At 43.7% G+C, this 17,744-nt stretch carries 17 protein-coding genes and 1 pseudogene; 9 read left to right on the top strand and 9 right to left on the bottom strand.

Translation table 11 applies throughout. The annotated features are described in order from the left end of the window. Window positions 1-129: 129 nt before the first annotated feature. Both KKZ03_RS00265 and KKZ03_RS00260 read right to left on the bottom strand, forming a co-directional pair. Window positions 130-1,101 (bottom strand): D-glycerate dehydrogenase, encoded by a 972-nt coding sequence (locus KKZ03_RS00265; protein ID WP_243219099.1) that lies wholly within the window; start codon window positions 1,099-1,101, stop codon window positions 130-132. Window positions 1,102-1,209: 108 nt separating this feature from the next. Further along, entirely contained in the window at window positions 1,210-2,376 is a 1,167-nt protein-coding gene (locus KKZ03_RS00260; protein ID WP_243219098.1) for an aminotransferase class V-fold PLP-dependent enzyme, read from the bottom strand. Window positions 2,377-2,642: 266 nt separating this feature from the next. On the opposite strand from KKZ03_RS00260, the gene KKZ03_RS00255 reads away from it, so the two are divergent. The 5 genes from KKZ03_RS00255 to fghA all read left to right on the top strand — a co-directional run bounded on the left by KKZ03_RS00255 (window position 2,643) and on the right by fghA (window position 8,444). Beyond that, complete coding sequence (locus KKZ03_RS00255; RefSeq protein ID WP_243219097.1) at window positions 2,643-3,593, top strand: CoA ester lyase; 951 nt, start codon at window positions 2,643-2,645, stop codon at window positions 3,591-3,593. A 244-nt stretch (window positions 3,594-3,837) separates the two neighbouring features. Next, window positions 3,838-5,034 carry a malate--CoA ligase subunit beta gene (locus KKZ03_RS00250; protein WP_243219096.1) on the top strand — a complete coding sequence of 399 codons (1,197 nt, stop codon included), beginning with the start codon at window positions 3,838-3,840 and terminating at the stop codon, window positions 5,032-5,034. Then, a complete protein-coding gene (gene sucD / locus KKZ03_RS00245) occupies window positions 5,035-5,922 on the top strand; it encodes a succinate--CoA ligase subunit alpha (protein WP_243219095.1) in 888 nt (295 codons plus the stop codon). It abuts the gene before it with no gap. A 542-nt stretch (window positions 5,923-6,464) separates the two neighbouring features. Next, on the top strand, window positions 6,465-7,574 hold the full coding sequence (locus KKZ03_RS00240) for an S-(hydroxymethyl)glutathione dehydrogenase/class III alcohol dehydrogenase (RefSeq protein ID WP_243219093.1): 1,110 nt from the start codon (window positions 6,465-6,467) through the stop codon (window positions 7,572-7,574). A 12-nt stretch (window positions 7,575-7,586) separates the two neighbouring features. Next, entirely contained in the window at window positions 7,587-8,444 is an 858-nt protein-coding gene (fghA, locus tag KKZ03_RS00235; RefSeq protein WP_243219089.1) for an S-formylglutathione hydrolase, read from the top strand. 458 nt (window positions 8,445-8,902) lie between these two features. Here fghA and KKZ03_RS00230 read toward each other — a convergent pair whose 3' ends face one another. Together KKZ03_RS00230 and KKZ03_RS00225 are read right to left on the bottom strand one after the other, a co-directional pair. After that, window positions 8,903-10,126 (bottom strand): competence/damage-inducible protein A, encoded by a 1,224-nt coding sequence (locus KKZ03_RS00230; protein WP_243219084.1) that lies wholly within the window; start codon window positions 10,124-10,126, stop codon window positions 8,903-8,905. Next, window positions 10,123-11,055, bottom strand: coding sequence for an AEC family transporter (locus tag KKZ03_RS00225; protein WP_243219080.1), 933 nt, complete (start codon window positions 11,053-11,055; stop codon window positions 10,123-10,125). Before KKZ03_RS00225 ends, KKZ03_RS00230 begins: the two co-directional genes overlap by 4 nt. Before the next feature lie 175 nt (window positions 11,056-11,230). On the opposite strand from KKZ03_RS00225, the pseudogene KKZ03_RS00220 reads away from it, so the two are divergent. The 4 genes and pseudogenes from KKZ03_RS00220 (at window position 11,231) to KKZ03_RS00205 (ending at window position 14,324) form a co-directional block, all read left to right on the top strand. Further along, window positions 11,231-11,626 (top strand): annotated as a pseudogene (locus KKZ03_RS00220) (rhodanese-like domain-containing protein). Between the two features lie 185 nt (window positions 11,627-11,811). Next, on the top strand, window positions 11,812-12,537 hold the full coding sequence (pyrF, locus tag KKZ03_RS00215; protein ID WP_243219077.1) for an orotidine-5'-phosphate decarboxylase: 726 nt from the start codon (window positions 11,812-11,814) through the stop codon (window positions 12,535-12,537). 84 nt (window positions 12,538-12,621) lie between these two features. Then, on the top strand, window positions 12,622-13,353 hold the full coding sequence (locus KKZ03_RS00210) for a sulfite exporter TauE/SafE family protein (RefSeq protein ID WP_243219072.1): 732 nt from the start codon (window positions 12,622-12,624) through the stop codon (window positions 13,351-13,353). An 11-nt stretch (window positions 13,354-13,364) separates the two neighbouring features. After that, entirely contained in the window at window positions 13,365-14,324 is a 960-nt protein-coding gene (locus KKZ03_RS00205; protein WP_243219068.1) for a sigma-54-dependent Fis family transcriptional regulator, read from the top strand. A gap of 25 nt (window positions 14,325-14,349) precedes the next feature. Here the strand turns inward: KKZ03_RS00205 and pdxJ are convergent, their stop codons facing one another. Genes pdxJ through KKZ03_RS00180 form a run of 5 tightly spaced genes read right to left on the bottom strand, consistent with a single transcriptional unit; the run spans window position 14,350 to window position 17,734 of the window. Beyond that, entirely contained in the window at window positions 14,350-15,096 is a 747-nt protein-coding gene (pdxJ, locus tag KKZ03_RS00200; protein ID WP_243219065.1) for a pyridoxine 5'-phosphate synthase, read from the bottom strand. A gap of 2 nt (window positions 15,097-15,098) precedes the next feature. Beyond that, window positions 15,099-15,806, bottom strand: a complete 708-nt coding sequence (recO, locus tag KKZ03_RS00195) for a DNA repair protein RecO (protein WP_243219062.1) — start codon at window positions 15,804-15,806, stop codon at window positions 15,099-15,101. Then, window positions 15,799-16,680 carry a GTPase Era gene (gene era / locus KKZ03_RS00190; RefSeq protein ID WP_243219059.1) on the bottom strand — a complete coding sequence of 294 codons (882 nt, stop codon included), beginning with the start codon at window positions 16,678-16,680 and terminating at the stop codon, window positions 15,799-15,801. The genes recO and era overlap by 8 nt, the downstream gene beginning before the upstream one ends. Further along, on the bottom strand, window positions 16,677-17,360 hold the full coding sequence (rnc, locus tag KKZ03_RS00185) for a ribonuclease III (protein WP_243219055.1): 684 nt from the start codon (window positions 17,358-17,360) through the stop codon (window positions 16,677-16,679). The genes era and rnc overlap by 4 nt, the downstream gene beginning before the upstream one ends. After that, window positions 17,357-17,734, bottom strand: a complete 378-nt coding sequence (locus KKZ03_RS00180) for a DUF4845 domain-containing protein (protein ID WP_243219052.1) — start codon at window positions 17,732-17,734, stop codon at window positions 17,357-17,359. Before KKZ03_RS00180 ends, rnc begins: the two co-directional genes overlap by 4 nt. Window positions 17,735-17,744 lie beyond the last annotated feature (10 nt).

Raw genomic sequence — 17,744 nt, 5'->3', positions numbered from 1 at the left:
GGCCTTTAGGCCGAATGGAACGACCCGCAATAAACAAAGTTGCTTTATTGAGCGAGGATTGGGGAGAAAGTATAGATCTTCCCAATCTTTGGCTTCACTCCAACGGAATATTTCCTTATTGTTTGGATTTCAAACAACCCGGTCGGCGGGTTCTTCACCGGCAAAAAAAGCGCCGATATTTGCCAATACGCGATTACCCATTGCAGTGCGTGTTTCTTCTGTTGCACTACCTAAATGCGGTAACAGGGCCACGTTATTTAGAGCCAAAAGACCGGGATCAATATTCGGTTCGCCTTCAAACACATCCAAGCCTGCACCGGCAATCCAGCCTTCTGTTAAGGCTTTAACCAAGGCCTTGCTATCAACAACATCGCCACGCGCCGTATTAATCAAATGGGCAGATGGTTGCATTAATTGTAGACGTTGTTCGTTAATTAAATGCCTTGTTGCCTCGCCGCCGGGGCAGTGTAATGAGACAAAATTGACTGCCGATAATAATTCTTCAACTGTGTCGCAACGGACTGCCTGTAAATCATCAATAACAGGTTGGGCTGGTTGTGACGGCGCGTAAAACAGGATTTTCATGCCGAAACCATGATGCGCTTTTTTAGCCATTGCCTGGGCTATGCGACCAAAACCAATCAGGCCCAAGGTTTTACCGGTTACTTTTTGTCCGAGTAACTGCGTTGGTTTCCAGCCTGTCCATTGTTGATTACGTATCAGGCGCTCACCTTCAGAGGCGCGTCGTGCCGACATTAACAGTAGTAACATGGCAATATCGGCGGTACAGTCGGTTAAAACGTGTGGCGTGTTGGTAACCACCAGTCCTTGTGCTTTGGCAGCAGAGATGTCGATATTGTTATAACCGACACCAAAATTGCCTATAATTTTGGCGCGTTTTCCCTCAACATTCAGTATGTCGGCAGTCATTGCATCAGTAACCGTCGGCAGTACGGCATCCGCTGTTTGCAACGCATATTTAAGCTCGTCTGCCGTCATGGGGATGTCGCTTTCGTTCAGCTGTACGTCGTAAAGTGCGGTTAACTGTGCTTCGACTTCAGCAGGCCATTTTCGCGTGACGATGACTTTAGGTTTGCTCATTGAATATTCTCCACAGGGTAGGGGGTATGGATTTAGGCAGAAGATATTTGTAGAAGTCGCGTAATCCGACAACAGTAGCTGTTGCCTGATTACGCTGGTTAAGGCAGTTTATTTTGCTGTTGAACGATAATATTCGATAGCCGCTGCAACGCCGCTACCTGGTTTTATATCAAAACCGCAGTCCAATAATGCCATTTCAACACCGGCGATAGCGCCCAGCATGGACACATCATTCATATCGCCAACGTGACCGATACGGAAGGCTTTTCCAGCCAAGACAGAAAGACCTGCACCTAAAGAAATATTGTATTTGCTAAAGGCTGTGCTGATGACAGTGCGGGCATCTTTGTCTTCAGGGACCATAATTGCCGTCACTGTATCAGATTCAAAGCCGGCTTCAGAGCATATTTTTAAACCCCAGGCGGCAACGGCTTTACGTGTACCTTCCGCCAGACGGAAGTGACGTGCATAGACATTTTCCAGACCTTCTTCAAGCAATATATCCAGTGCTTTACGTAAACCGTACAAGATAGGCAAAGAGGGTGTGTAGGGTGTATAGCCGTCTTTGTTGGCGTTCATCTGGTCTCTTAAGTCCAGAAAGCAACGTGGGTAAGTTGATGTTTCAGTGGCTTTTAATGCTTTTTGGCTAAAGGCCAGAAAGGCACCGCCCGCCGGCATCATAAAGCCTTTTTGAGAACCGCTGATGGCGCCATCAACACCCCATTCGTCCATGCGGAAATCAATGCTGGCAATTGAACTGACGCCGTCAACAAATAACATGGCAGGATGGCTTGCTGCATTCATGGCTTTACGAACGCCGCCAATATCACTGGTAACTCCGGTAGCTGTTTCGTTATGCGTAGCTAAAACTGCCTTGATCTGGTGTTGGGTATCTTCTTTTAAGCGCGCTTCCAGCTTGTCTAGCGGAATGCCTTTACCCCAGGATTCTTCATGAATTTCAACATCAAAACCCAAGCGTTTACCCATTTCAGCCCATAAATGGCTGAATTGACCAAAACGGTAGATCAATACTTTATCGCCTGGATTTAATATGTTTGTAAAGGCAACTTCCCAGCCGGCAGTGCCGGTTGCAGGGAAAACAAAAGCTTGTCCTGTTTCTGTTTTGAAAATTTTCTTCAAGTCTTGTAACAGAGGCGTCAGTAACTTGGGGAAAACCGGGGAGCGATGATCTTCCATAGGGATGTGCATCGCACTTAAGATTTCATTAGGTACGTTAGTTGGACCTGGAATATATAGGTGGTTACGACCAGCCATGGTTTTGCCTCTTTTGTAGGTAGGTGAATGATTGATTAAATCAGGACTTGGGGATTGAAAATAAATACCCAAAAAACCAATAATAATGACATAGGCACCAACAATCAGCAAGATTTGATTGTGACTTTACGTCGATAGTACGCTATAAAAATTGACTTTGGTTGCACTGAAAGTAGAATGGGCGATTTATTTGTTTCCGGTTTAAGTCATACGCCGTTAAGAAACAAGCATAAATTTTTTATACTAATGACATTAGGGATGTACAAATGAGTCACACTTTATATGCAGCGTCAGTACAACGTGTTCAACGTTGTGAGTTAGCGGTTCCGGGCTCAAACCCTGAAATGTTTGAAAAGGCGATGAAAAGTGGGGCAGATTTCATTTTCCTGGATCTTGAAGATGCGGTAGCTCCCGATGATAAATTACGTGCCAGAAAAAACATTATTGAAGCCATAAACGACATGGATTGGAAAGGTCATGGTGTGACCATCTCTGTGCGTATTAATGGTCTTGATACCCAATATATGGTTCGTGACGTTGTCGATCTGGTTGAGCAATGCGGTGCAAAACTGGATACTATTTTGATTCCTAAAGTCGGTGTTTATGCCGATGTTTATATGGTTGAAGCGATGCTTAACCAATTGGAAATGCAACAGGGATTAAAAAATAAAATAGGCATTGAAGCCCTGATTGAAACCGCCTTGGGCATGGCTAATGTAGAAGACATTGCCCGCAATGGTGCGTCAGGTCGTCTTGAAGCATTGCATTTTGGCGTGGCTGACTATGCGGCAAGTAATCGTGCAAGAACTACTAACATCGGCGGTTTAAATCCTGATTATCCGGGTGATCAATGGCATTTTGCCATTAGTCGTATGACCGTTGCCTGCCGTGCTTACGGCTTACGTCCTATTGATGGCCCGTTTGGTGACTTTAAAGATCCTGATGGTTTCAAGCTTGCCGCAAGACGTGCTGCGGCGTTAGGTTGCGAAGGTAAATGGGCTATTCATCCGTCACAAGTCGAATTAGCTAATGAAATTTTTACCCCGCCGGCGGCTGAAGTTGAAAAAGCCAAACGTATTTTAGTGGCTTTGCAAGAAGCGGCTGCACAAGGTAAAGGCGCTGCGGCTTTGGACGGTCGGTTAATTGATGCAGCGTCAGAAAAAATGGCCAGTAATGTGGTACGTGCAGCTGAAGCGATTGCTGCAAAAACTCAATAGGAAGGCAAGACTAAAAGCGAAAAAATAGCGTTTTTAGTTTTAGGTGATATCCAGGCATAAATAAGTCTAAATTTCACAGGATTTTTGTTCATTTTCACGGCGGAAAAATAGTTACGTAACTCTGGTTACATAACTATTTTTACAATGCAGCAAATGAATAAAAAAATTGGCAAGCAGGATTATTCTTTGCAGGAAACCACCTTGGTACTTTTCACCCCAATAAAAAATCAACAAGGGAGATGCTGTGGATATTCATGAGTATCAAGCGAAAGACATTTTAAGCGGTTATGGAATTAAAATTGCTGAAGGCGGCTTGGCGTATAGTCCGGAAGATGCCGTACAACGTGCCAGAGAAATCGGTGGTCATGTATGGGCAGTAAAAGCACAGATTCATTCCGGAGCCCGTGGTAAAGCAGGTGGTATTAAAATCTGTAAAACTCATGATGAAGTTGAAGCAGCGGCTGGTTCCTTATTGGGTAAAAGACTGGTAACTCATCAAACCGGTCCTGCAGGTAAGGTCTGTTCACGGTTATATATCGAAGCTGGAACGGATATTGTCAAGGAGTTGTATTTTTGCTTTTTGGTTGATCGCAGTGAGGAACGGATTGTAATGATTGGTTCTGCACAAGGTGGTATGGATATCGAGGATCTGGCAGTCAATAATCCTGATGCCATTACCAAAATTTATATTGAACCTGCTGTTGGTTTGCAAGACTATCAAGCCCGTGAAATGGCCTTTGCCTTGGGTTTGGATGCGGAAATATTAAGTCATGCCGTCAAAACCATCAAAGGCTGTTACCTTGCCTTGCGCGCCCTTGATGTCAGTATGCTGGAGATCAATCCGTTAGTGGTTACCCGTAGCGGCGAACTGGTTGCGCTGGATGCAAAAATGGGCTTTGATGACAACGCCTTGTTCCGACAACTAAAAATTTCTGAATTACGCGATAAAACACAAGAAGATCCGCGCGAAATGGCTGCTGCTGATCGTGGCTTAAGCTACATTGGTTTGGATGGCGATATTGGCTGCATGATTAACGGTGCAGGCTTGGCTATGGCTACGATGGATATGATTAAACTGGTTGGCGGTGAGCCTGCCAATTTCCTGGATGTCGGTGGTGGTGCCTCGGCTGAACGCACGGAAAAAGCTTTTCGGTTAGTGTTGGCCGATAAGGGCGTGAAAGCAATGCTGGTTAATATTTTTGCCGGTATTAATCGTTGTGACTGGATTGCTGAAGGCGTGGTACAAGCCGTTAAAAAAATCGATTTAAAAGTGCCGTTAATTGTGCGCTTGTCAGGTACAAACGTAGAAGAAGGGCGGCGTATTATCGCAGAAAGCGGATTGCCTATTATTATCGCAGAAACGTTAGCCGAAGCCGCTGAAAAAGCGGTGCAAGCACGCAATGAAGTGGTTGCAAAAGAAGCAGCAGCTCAGGAGATTTAAATGGCTATTTTTATTGACGAAACAACGCGCATTATTGTTCAAGGCTTTACCGGAAAAATCGGTACTTTTCATGCGCAAGATATGCTTAATTATGGCTCACTAGTCGTAGGCGGCATTACTCCCGGTAAAGGCGGGCAAACGCATCTTGGCTTGCCGGTTTTTAATACTGTTAAAGAAGCCGTGCAACAAGTAGGAGCTGAAGCCAGCATTATCTTTGTTCCACCGGCTTTTGCTGCTGACTCCATTATGGAAGCGGCTGATGCCGGCATCAAATATTGTGTGGCAATTACCGATGGTATTCCTACCCAGGACATGATGACCGTGAAGAATTTTCTGCGTCGTTTCCCAATAGACCAACGCATGATACTGACCGGACCTAACTGTGCCGGCACTATCAGTCCGGGGCGTGCCATGTTGGGTATCATGCCAGGGCATATTTACATGCATGGTAATGTCGGTATCGTTGGTCGTTCAGGTACGTTAGGCTATGAAGCTGCCGATCAAATGAAACGCCTGGGCATTGGTATTTCTACGTCAGTGGGTATTGGTGGCGATCCTATCAATGGCAGTTCGCACCGTGATATTCTGGAAAAATTTGAACAGGATGACGAAACCAAAGTTATCCTCATGATTGGTGAAATCGGCGGACCCCAAGAAATTGAAGCAGGATTTTTTGCCAGAGAACATATGAGCAAGCCGGTAGTTGCTTATATCGCCGGATTAACAGCACCCGAAGGTCGCCGTATGGGTCATGCCGGTGCGATTATTTCCTCGGCAGGTGAAGGCGCAGCAGAAAAAATAGCCATACTAAAAGAGTTGGGCGTTGTTATTTGCCCAACACCTGCGGCAATGGGCGAGACCGTAGCGGCTGTGCTTGCCAAGCTGTAAGTTTTCGGCTGATAGACAGGTGAGTGTTATTTATCCCGGTTTTTGGAGTCGTGTGACTGGGTTTTAATCAGCAACAGACCGTTGCCAGTACTGTTAAAACGGTTTTCTACGACCAAATTTAAGCAGTTTGCCGAGAACAGGGATGCCAAAGCCGAGTTAAAAACGGATTGGTATTACCTCCCGGTGGTTAAGGGGTTTAATAATCAAGTACGCTTAATGCTCTGATTTATCGGTTTTATTTCTACGATAGCAGTATTGCTTATAGGCTAAAATAACATTTTGGTTAATGTTATTTTACAGTTCAAAAAATTAGCCCTCGCTTAACGTTGAGCATCGCGTTTACAATCCAAATCTGGTATCTTTGTTCCCAATTTGGCTGTTTATAGCTTATCGTCTTTGTTTTGATTGAATAAAGCCTTAACAGCTATGACTTTCTTGGGTAATATTCTCGACAAAACAATCCCTCAAAATATTAAGCTACCGGGTATAAAGAATTTTTTGTATCCAGCCTTATTCACAAAAACTTATTAACAGGATAATTTATGAAAACTCGCGCAGCAGTGGCATGGAAAGCAAACTCGCCTCTGGTTATAGAAGAAATTGATCTACAAGGGCCGCAACATGGTGAAGTCTTGGTCAGGATGGTTGCTACCGGTGTCTGCCATACTGATCTGTTCACACTTTCCGGTGATGACCCTGAAGGTATTTTTCCAACTATTCTGGGCCATGAAGGTGGCGGTATCGTTGAAGAAGTGGGGGCAGGAGTCACTACTTTACAAGTTGGCGACCACGTTATTCCACTTTACACACCTGAATGTGGCGTCTGTAAATTCTGTCTTTCCGGAAAAACCAATTTATGTCAGGCGATTCGAGCCACTCAAGGCAAAGGTCTTATGCCTGATGGAACTACCCGTTTCTCCAAAAATGGCACCCCCATTTTTCATTACATGGGTACTTCCACCTTCTCTGAATATACCGTAGTTCCTGAAATTGCTTTGGCCAAGATCAATAAAGCCGCCCCATTAGAGAAGGTTTGTCTTTTAGGCTGTGGTATTACTACCGGAATTGGTGCGGTGTTAAATACCGCCAAAGTAGAGCCTGGCTCAACAGTTGCCATATTCGGACTGGGCGGCATTGGTCTGTCTTGTGTTCAAGGTGCGGTTATGGCTAAAGCCGGACGTATCATTGTTGTTGATATTAATGAAGATAAGTTTGAAATGGCCAAAATGCTGGGGGCCACTGATTTTATTAATCCCAAGAAATATGACGCGCCCATTCAGGATGTCATTGTTGAGCTAACCGATGGCGGTGTTGATTATTCCTTTGAATGTATTGGTAATGTCAACTTAATGCGGCAAGCCTTGGAATGTTGCCATAAAGGCTGGGGCGAATCAGTGATTATTGGAGTGGCGGGAGCCGGTCAAGAAATTTCAACCCGGCCTTTTCAATTGGTGACAGGACGTGTTTGGAGAGGCTCTGCATTTGGTGGCGTTAAAGGCAGAACAGAACTACCTGGTTACGTTGAAAGATATATGGCGGGGGAAATAAAAATTGATGAAATGATTACTTTCACCATGCCGCTGGAAGAAATAAACACCGCATTTGATTATATGCATGATGGTAAAAGCATACGATCTGTCGTCATATTTTAGGATATATACATAATGGCTACTATTGAATTAATAAAAAAAGCAAAGTGTTTTGGCGGAAGTGTCGAGTACTATACTCACCCCTCGGTATCGACCAAAACTCCGATGACCTTTTCAGTATTTATCCCTGAAAGTGCCGCATCAAAAGCGCATAAACCAGCAATGATCTGGCTTTCAGGCTTGACCTGTACCGAAGAAAACTTCATGACCAAAGCGGGAGTATTTCCTTGGGCCAGCGCACATGGTATTACGGTAATATGCCCCGATACCTCGCCGCGTGGAACTGATCTTCCGGGAGAGCATGATAGTTACGACTTTGGTTCTGGTGCCGGCTTTTATCTGAATGCAACAGAAAGTCCTTGGTCAGAAAATTACCGCATGTATGATTATGTGGTCAATGAAGTCACCGAAATTCTGTATACAAATTTTTCAATATCGAAAGATAATCTGGCTATTTCCGGTCACTCAATGGGTGGTCATGGTGCCTTAATCATGGCGTTGAAAAACAAAGACAAGTTCAAGTCAGTCTCGGCCTTTTCGCCGATTATCAATCCAATGAACTGCCCTTGGGGACAGAAGGCCTTTGCTCTTTATTTGGGCGATAACAAAGCCGATTGGGAGCAGTACGATAGTCTTATGCTGGTTGAAAAGTCCGCGTCAATTCCACCGATATTGATTGATCAGGGTTTGGCTGATGATTTTCTGGCGGAACAGTTAAAAACCGAAGTTTTTGCCAAAAAAATTAAAGACAAGGGCTTTACCGACAGCTGTACTATCCGCATGCAGGAAGGCTATGACCACAGTTATTTTTTCATCGCCAGCTTCATTAAGGATCATATCGACTTCCATGCCGCGCATATTTGTCGTGATTAAATTTTAAAATCGTTAATTGGGAGTAGTATCAGCAGGCAACGATAACTTTATTTCTTGATTCCATACATTGAGGTTATTTACGGCCTTTTGGTTATTTTGGTGGGCAAAAAACGTTGTCCACCCTACCAATCTTCACGTGGTAGGCCGATACCATGATGTGGTACACGAATAAATACACGACTTATATTTATCCTGCCTAACAAAAACCATCCCTTTCTATACGTAGCAGGGTGTTTTTAGGTCTGTCTTTTGGCTGTTTTGGTGGGTAAAAAAGTATTTCCCACCAACCTGTGGCTTTAATTCATGCTGATTCGGCTAATCAAGTATGGCGTGGCGAGCGCGCTGACGACCCGCTATGGTGTGATATGAAAAATTACGCGAGGATTTTTCGACTACTGGGTCATGCTTGCCATGATGGCCTGCAAATTATTTATCCGAAAAGCTATCGTTACAAGCAATCATTGATTAATGGTTTTATGTTGTAAATGACGTCGTAGCAAATCCAGCGTCAGTAATGCTGCCTGATTTTGTTTGCGTTTGATGGCGCCGTTTATTGGCTGGGTAGTCTGATAAAAGCAGTCTCCAGTCAGTAAAATATTATGCACAATGATGGCCTTGTCTTTGTTATGCAGGGCATTATTATCCCCTGTATAAAACTGAACAAGAACGTAATCCGCTGCGCTGGATTTTTGCAGGTCGACGGCAATTTTTTTAGCCGTTGTTATCAAGTTTTCTGTATTGGTTTCTACAAGTCCCAGTTTGGCTGTGGATTGTTCATAACTTGCGCTTAGCAACCATTCTGAACCCATGCATTTAGCTGCCAACAAGCCTTGGCTGGCGGTTTCTACGACCGCTAAAGTCAGCTTTTTATTGACCATTAGTTTGTTAATTTCAAAGGCCAGATCACCGGTTATTTCACCCAAGCCATCAATAGCAAACACATAGTCGCCCATTTTCTCGGCAAACCGGTTGACTAAAGTCGTCATTGCCGTTTTTGGATAATTAAAGGGAAATAATAACTTGGTTTGCACTTCGTCGGGTCCGGCACGAAAACCTAGCTCTACCTCTACGGGTATTTCGATAGCGTTTATGCGTTCCTGAATAACAGACTCTCCCAGTCCCACCGTTTTGATAGAGACTAATTGCCCCGGTTGTAATAAAAAACGCGTCGATAACGTCGGCAGTATGCCTTCCAGAAATAAGTGCTGCATTTCCGTCGGTACGCCGGGTATAAAAGCGAACCAGCAACGGCCGTATTGTAAGGAAAACCCTGGTGCAGTTCCCCATTCATTATCGATGCGCTTGGCACCCTGTGGAAGCATTGCCTGCTTTCGATTTGATTCAGGCATCGTTCTGTTTCTGTTCACAAAAAAACGACTGATTTGGGTAAAGGCAATTTCGTCAAATTCCAGCGGCAGATTAAAAGCCGTAGCGACGGCTTCGGCTGTCAAGTCATCACTGGTAGGCCCCAAGCCACCCGTGCAAATACAGCAATCGGTTCTTTGAGCTATATCCTGTAGCAAAATAATCAGGTCATCCAGTTTATCGCCTACGGCGGTATGCCGGGTTACGGTAAAGCCGCAATCAACCGCTTGTTGTGATAACCAGGCAGCATTGGTATCTACAGTTTGTCCGGTGACAATTTCTTCGCCTTGAGAGAATATTTCCAGGGTTGGCTTCATTTTATAAACTCGTTAATTAGTATGTTATGCCAAAATGGCAAGGTGATTAAACTCAGCGCTGTTGTTACAGTAACGGCCATGGCATAAAAAGCGCTGTCCAGTTTATAGCGATCACAAAAAACAACCCCCAGAACCATGCTTGGCATTGCCATATCCAACACGGCTGCGGCTTTATATTTACCTTCCATTGGCAAATAACCGGCCAGAGCGATTGCAAATACCGGCATTAACAGTAGCTTTATCAAAATAACGGGCATGACATAAGGACCATTTCGGATGGTGACCGATCTCCAGTTTAATGCCAATCCTAGGGAAAACAGCATTAACGGGACTACCGCTGCCGATAGTTTTTGTAAAAAGCCGGTAAACCATACCGGAGCCACAACTTCATTGAGATTTAAAATGACCGCAATAGCTGCTGCCCAAAAGGGTGGTGCATTAAGAAATGATAGCGTTGATTGCGGCTTTTCTGATGGATCTTCACCGTAATGCCTGACGACGATAATGCCGATAGTGAACAGGACGGGCGCTGTTGCAAATAAATCCATTTGTATAACGACTGACCGTGACCAGCTACCAAAAATCTGCTCCAAAACAGGTAAGCCCAAATAAGTAACATTAGGGAAGGCCGCCGCCAGCAGCATGGCACCCAGACGTTTATGTTCAAATTTAAAAAATGTGCCTATTATCCAGCTGCACAGCATCGCAAAGAAAATACAACTGACACCGAGTATCGTATAGTGAAAGGACTGTAAGCCGATATCGGCTGTCCACAATACGTCTAATACCATGGCGGGTAACAGCAAATAATAGACAAAAGTAGTTAATACATGGCGCAGATGTTCTGCTGTCAATCCGGCAGGCTTAAGGATTCTCCAGCCTACACCGCAAGCCATTAACAAGGTCATTTGAATCAATGTTGAGTTCATAAGTGAAGGCGTGGGGTTGGTATGCTAAGATTAACGTCCATTTTTAAAAAAGTTCCGGTAAAATATATTCATAACAAATCGATGTATGCATTTATGTCAGTTAATCTTCATTGTCAAGGTTACCCATCATAGCATTACTGCATACGAGCCCGGTCCATAATTCAGGAGCCAATATATGCGTTTATTGTTAAGGTTTTTTCAGTCAGCTTTTGTAGCTTTATTAATAGCTTGTGCTGTTGGCCAGGCAGAAGCCGCTTCAAACGAATCACTCTCTCCTAGGGCAGCCTCTTCAATGTCCGCAGCGCAAAAAGCCGTTATTGTCGATGTTCGAGAAGACAGTGAATGGAACAAGCAACATATTCCAGGGGCAATTCATATTCCTTTGGGGTAGTTAAATGAGCGCTTGGCAGAGCTTAAACAATACAAGGACAGTCCTGTTATCACCCAATGCCAAACTGGTGGACGTTCTCTACAAGCTTTTGATGTATTAACTTCGGCCGGATTTTCCAAAGTTTATAATATGGAAGGTGGCATAATAGCCTGGGATAAAGCAGGATTAAAAACGCAATAAACTATTAAGATAGTTAACACAAAAACTTGTTTATCATAACGCTGGCCTGAGGGTCAGGTTAAAGATGAAAAATTAATAAACTTCATCTTCATCAAGAAATCTTGAGGCGGGACAGGGATTGCAAACCCCGACCGGTATTGATGTGCCAACTTTACTTTAAACCTTGAACTTTGAAATTTGAACCTATGACCTTTATATCAACCAAACCTATTCCTGTTCGTGAGCGCCTGATTATGGCGCTGGACGTTTCCAGTATCCCCGAAGCCCAAGCTTTGGTAGAAGAGCTCGGCGATTCAGTGATTTTTTATAAAGTCGGCATGGAACTGTTTATGTCGGGTGATTATTTTGGTTTTATTGAATGGCTGAAACAGCAAAATAAAAAAGTGTTTGTTGACCTGAAGTTTTTTGATGTTCCGGCTACCGTTGGACGGGCTATCAAGGCGTTAAGCAGCAAAGGTGTTGATCTTGCGACCATTCATGGTAATGATGCGATTATGGAAGCCGCAGCCAAAGAAAAGGGCGATCTTAAAGTACTGGCAGTTACCGCTTTAACCAGCTTGGATCGTGGCGATCTTGATGATTTGGGCTTTAAGTGCGATGTGCGCGAGCTGGTGTTGTCCCGCGCGAAACGAGCCTTACAAATCGGCTGTGACGGTATTGTCTCATCAGGACTTGAAGTATCCATGCTCAGGGAGCAACTTGATAATAAGCTTTTGGTTATTACTCCGGGTATCAGGCCGGTTGATAATCGCGAAGACGACGATCAAAAGCGTGTGGTCAGTGTCGAAATGGCTTTCCAGAATGGTGCGGATTATATTGTCGTCGGCCGTCCTATTCGTGATGCTGAAAATCGTAAAGCGATGGCTGAAAAAATTCAGGCACAAATTCTTGCCCAATTTTCAAACAATTAAAGCATGAGGTTCAAGATTTATTATTCTTGAACCTTGAACCTTGAACCTTGAACCTTGAACCTTGAACCTTGAACCTTGAACCTCATGGCATTTGATCCCGCTTTTACGTCGTCTTATCTGGTCGCTTTTATAATGGGCCTGTTTAGCAGTATGCATTGTATCGGCATGTGTGGCTCAATTATTGGCACATTAACGTTAAGTTTGAGCCCCGAAATACGCAAGAGCAAAAAACGATTATTACCGTTTGTATTTAATTATAATGTTGGCCGAATTACCAGCTACACTATAGCGGGTGCACTGGCGGGTTTTATTGAGGTTTTATTATCCATGCAATTGGGTGAAGCGCATGGGCATAGAGTGCTGCAATTACTTTCAGCGACTATCATGGCCAGTGCCGGGCTTTATATAGCCGGATGGTTTCCCCGTTTTGCTTATATTGAAAAAGCCGGGGTGCATATTTGGAAAAAAATAGAACCTTATGGACGTAAACTGATCCCTGTAAAAAGCCTTACCCATGCCTATCTTTTTGGTATGATCTGGGGCTGGTTGCCTTGCGGGCTGGTTTATGCGGCTTTAACGCTGGCGATAACAGCTGGCGATGTCAGCAAGAGCGCACTAACCATGTTGGCTTTCGGCTTAGGAACTTTGCCTGCAGTCATGGGAGTTGGTATAATGACCAGCGTTTTGACCCGGCTATCCAGAATGCAGCGTTTTAAGCAGGCTATTGGTCTGTTTATGATTATTCTGGCGCTGTTATCGGCTTTGCCTTGGCTTAATCCGATGGCGTTTTCAATCACACACACGGCACTACATTAACAGAGACTATTATGGGACATTTTAAATCTATCATTGGTCAATCTCCCGCATTGGACTCTTTAATTCGTAATGCCAGAATGGTTGCCGCCACTGATGTAACTGTTTTGCTCAAGGGTGAAACCGGGACAGGCAAAGAAGTCTTCGCTAATGCCATTCAAAAAGAAAGCCGGCGCGCTGATAAAGTCTTTATTACCCTTAACTGCGCTGCCTTACCTGAAAGCCTCATTGAATCGGAATTGTTTGGTCATAAAAAAGGCTCTTTTACGGGGGCAACGGCAAATACCCAAGGGCTTTTTCAAGCCGCAGACGGTGGTACTTTATTTCTTGACGAAATAAATTCATTGCCCGTGTCAATTCAGGCAAAATTATTACGCTTTCTGGAGTCTGGCGAGTGTCTTGCTGTTGGTGACATCAAGCCCTATAACGTTGATGTTCGCATTATCGCCGCGACCAACTCGGATTTAAATAAACAGGTTGAAACGGGCGAGTTTAGACGGGATTTATACTACCGGCTTGACGTGGTACCTTTAGAGTTGCCACCATTGGCACAGCGTACTGAAGACATAGAACATCTTATCAAGCATTTTATGGCTATGATGGCAGCAACTTATTTAATCGATGCGCCTACCTTTAGTAAACAAGCCTTGAAGGTTTTAAAGGATTATGCCTGGCCTGGTAATATTCGCGAATTACGTAATCTGTGTGAAAGGCTTAGTATTTTATTGTCTGGTCGGATCATTGAGCCGGAAAATCTCCCGCGCGAGTTTATGACCCATAGTAGCAGTACTCCGAAAGCCCCTTCTTTTACCCTGCCTGAAAGTGGCATACAGCTTGACTCTTTAGAGGCCGACTTGATTTATCAGGCACTCGGTCGTACAAAAGGCAATCGCAGCAAATCTGCAAGGCTATTAGGCCTTTCCAGGGATACCTTGCTTTATCGTATGCAAAAACACGGTTTTACCTTAAATTAATCGGCTCTATTTATTTATTAATCGATCAATAAATTGCTAAGCGGGCTTGTCTCATTAGGTGCTTTAAGTCTTTAACCGTTTGAGCCAGGCCTGAAAATAAAGCTTGAGCGATAATGGCATGGCCAATATTAAGCTCGACTATTTCCGGTATTGCGCAGATAGCTTCGACATTATAAAAATGCAAACCATGACCGGCGTTGACTTGTAATCCTGCACTATGCGCATAAAATGCCGCCTGCCTGATGCGCGTCAGTTCTTTGGCTTGTTGTTCTGGGGTTTTAGCCAGCGCGTAACATCCCGTATGTAATTCAACAACGGGTGCTCCGACTTTTATCGCTGCATCAATCTGCGCTTCATCGGGGTCAATAAAAAGAGAGACTTCAATGCTTGCCGCTCTTAATTTATCACACGCCAATTGCGTACGCTGCAAGCTGCCTAAAACATCCAGACCACCTTCAGTTGTTAATTCCTCTCGTTTCTCAGGCACCAGACAGCAGGCGTAAGGTTTTATTTTAACCGCAAGATTAATCATTTCATCAGTTACTGCCATTTCCATATTTAAGCGGGTATGGAGCATCTCTTTTAACAGATAAATATCCCTGTCCTGAATATGCCTGCGGTCTTCCCGTAGATGCGCCGTAATGCCGTCTGCTCCCGCTTGTTCGGCAACCAGTGCTGCCTGAACCGGTTCAGGATAAAGCATGCCTCTGGCTTGCCTGAGAGTGGCTACGTGATCAATATTTACGCCCAATAAGATATGTATTTTGTCCATTTTTATAGATGTTGAATAATTTGGTTAATGACAGCCCGGCTTTTTAGAGGCTTACCGTTTAAATGAGTGGCGATGACTTTTCTCATCAGTGTTTTTGCTTCGGCCAGTACTTGTGGGTCGGTGAGTTGTCTTAGCTGTAAGGCCTGCAAGGTCTTGCCGGAGAAAGAGCCATCAGCCGCTTCAATCGGTCCTTGTTCTGCATTGAAGTGATAATGGGTTGATGGTTGTATGGCGCTGCCATCAGGATAATCATGGTTGAGTTGTAATCCGTAGCCCACGGCATCCAGTAAATCCAGTTCAAAAATACGTAGAGCCGCCTCTATTTTTGAGCTATCAGAAAGCCCGGATAAGCATGTTTTATAACAGGCAAATACTTCCGGGTGAGGATCTTGCTGATGCAAAAAACAACCGATCAGTTCATTTACATAAAAGCCGCAATAAACGGCGAGACCCTGTAACTGAGGGAATGGTTGTATTATTTCAACATCAGTCAGTGTTTTTAACTCGGACTTGCCAAAATAGGATAGTGTTAACGGGATAAAAGGTTGCAACAGACCTGCAGTTTTGGATTTGGCTTTTCTTACCCCTTTAGCCAGTAAGGAAACCCGGCCAAAATCTCGGGTTAATACATCAATAATAAGGCTGGTTTCTCTAAATTTTCGTTGTTGCAGAATAAAGGCAGGTTGTAAATATACGGCCCTATCAGTCATTAAACCCCAGACTTTGCATGGCGCGTTCATTATCCGACCAGTTCTTTTTAACTTTAACCCAAAGTTGTAAATAAACTTTTTGTCCGATTAATTTTTCTATATCAAAGCGTGCATCCGTGCCGACTTTTTTTAGCATTTCGCCATCCTTGCCAATCACAATATTTTTTTGCGTCAACCGTTCTACCCAAATAATGGCATAGATTTTAGTGATATGCGGCAGTTCTTCATAGCGCTCCATTTCAACCGTTAGCGCATAAGGCAATTCATCACCCAGACGTCTGGTCAGTTTTTCCCTGATAATTTCGGCAGCCAAAAAGCGCTCAGGCCGGTCGGTAATCTGATCTTCAGGATAAATTAAATCATTTTCCGGTAACAGCTTCATGATCAGACTTTCCAGTTGATCAAGATTGGTTCTTTTTAAGGCTGAAATAGGCACTAAATGCTCAAAGGGAAAGCGATGCTGTGCTTCGGCAAAAAAAGCCAATATGGCATCTTTGTCTTTTACCTTGTCGACTTTATTGACAGCAAGAATAACCGGCAATCCGGCTTGTTCCAGCTTTTTAAAGATGACTTCATCATATTCATGCCACGATAAGCCATCGATCAACCAGACAATCACATCGACGCCCAGCAATGTTGTTTCAGCCGTACGGTTTAAATACCGGTTCAAGGCTCTTTTTTCATTGTTGTGCATGCCCGGCGTATCCATATAAATGGCTTGGCCCGCTTCAGTGGTATTGATCCCCAGAATTCGATGCCTTGTGGTTTGTGGCTTACGAGAAGTAATGCTGATTTTCTGCTTAAGCAAATGATTCATCAGCGTAGATTTACCAACATTGGGGCGACCTATTAGTGCTACGAAACCGCAATTCATTGACTATCCTTCTTTAATAATTCGAGCATAAGTTCTGCTGCCGACTGTTCGGCTCTTTTTCTGGAGATACCTGTACCGACACAAGTTTCTTTTATTAACGGAATGGTGCATTTAACTTTAAACATTTGTTCGTGGGCAAGTCCTGACATGGTTATTAAGGTATATTCGGGTAAGACCAGTTTTTTTGACTGCATCAATTCTTGCAGTTGCGTTTTTGGATCTTTTTGCCAGTTATCCAAAGATAACAGGCTTAGTTTTTTTGCAAATAACAACTCGATCCATTGTTGACAAAATTCGATGCCCTGATCTTTAAATAATGCACCCATAATGGCTTCCAGTGCATCCGACAAAATTGAGTCGCGGCGAAAGCCACCACTTTTCAATTCGCCTGAGCCCATCAATAAATAGTCTCCCAAATGATGTTCCCTGGCTAATTCTGCCAATGACGTTTGGTTGACCAGACTGGCTCTTAGTCGACTTAAAACACCTTCACTGGCTTCGGGAAAAATATCATACAATTTTTGGGCGATAACAAATCCCAGAATTGAATCGCCTAAAAACTCCAGTCTTTCGTTATTGTTGGAACTTGCACTACGATGGGTTAAAGCATTAGTAAAAAATTGTGGATTATTAAATTTTAATCCCAGTTTCCTACACAAAACTTCGGGCTTTTTAATCACTGCTTACCGACCTCAATAACATCATTAAATTCCACTAAAACGCTAAGATTACCGATGATTTTACTGACAACCTCGTATTCAATAGTCACTTTTAAATAATTCCTTTGGTGGGTAATGGTAATGTCATCCTGAGTAACATCATCAACATAATTAATATTAAAGCGCTTGCCCAGGCTGTTTCTGATTTCAGTTTCACTTTGTTCTTCAATAGCAGGGGTTTTTTCAATCTCGGCTAGAGCGCTGACTACTTTGCTATGATTAAGGTAAATCGGGCCTATTTTAAGGCCTAATAAAACAAAAAAAGCGATGAGACCAAGAATAAAAATAAGCGAGATAAATGTTAAACCTTGCTGATGTTTATGTGATCTGTTCATCAATTTTCCC

This window comes from Methylobacter sp. S3L5C (genome assembly GCF_022788635.1).
Classification (GTDB): domain Bacteria; phylum Pseudomonadota; class Gammaproteobacteria; order Methylococcales; family Methylomonadaceae; genus Methylobacter_C.
The sequence above is the reverse complement of the archived record's forward strand: the minus strand, read 5'-3'. Positions and strand labels throughout refer to the sequence as shown.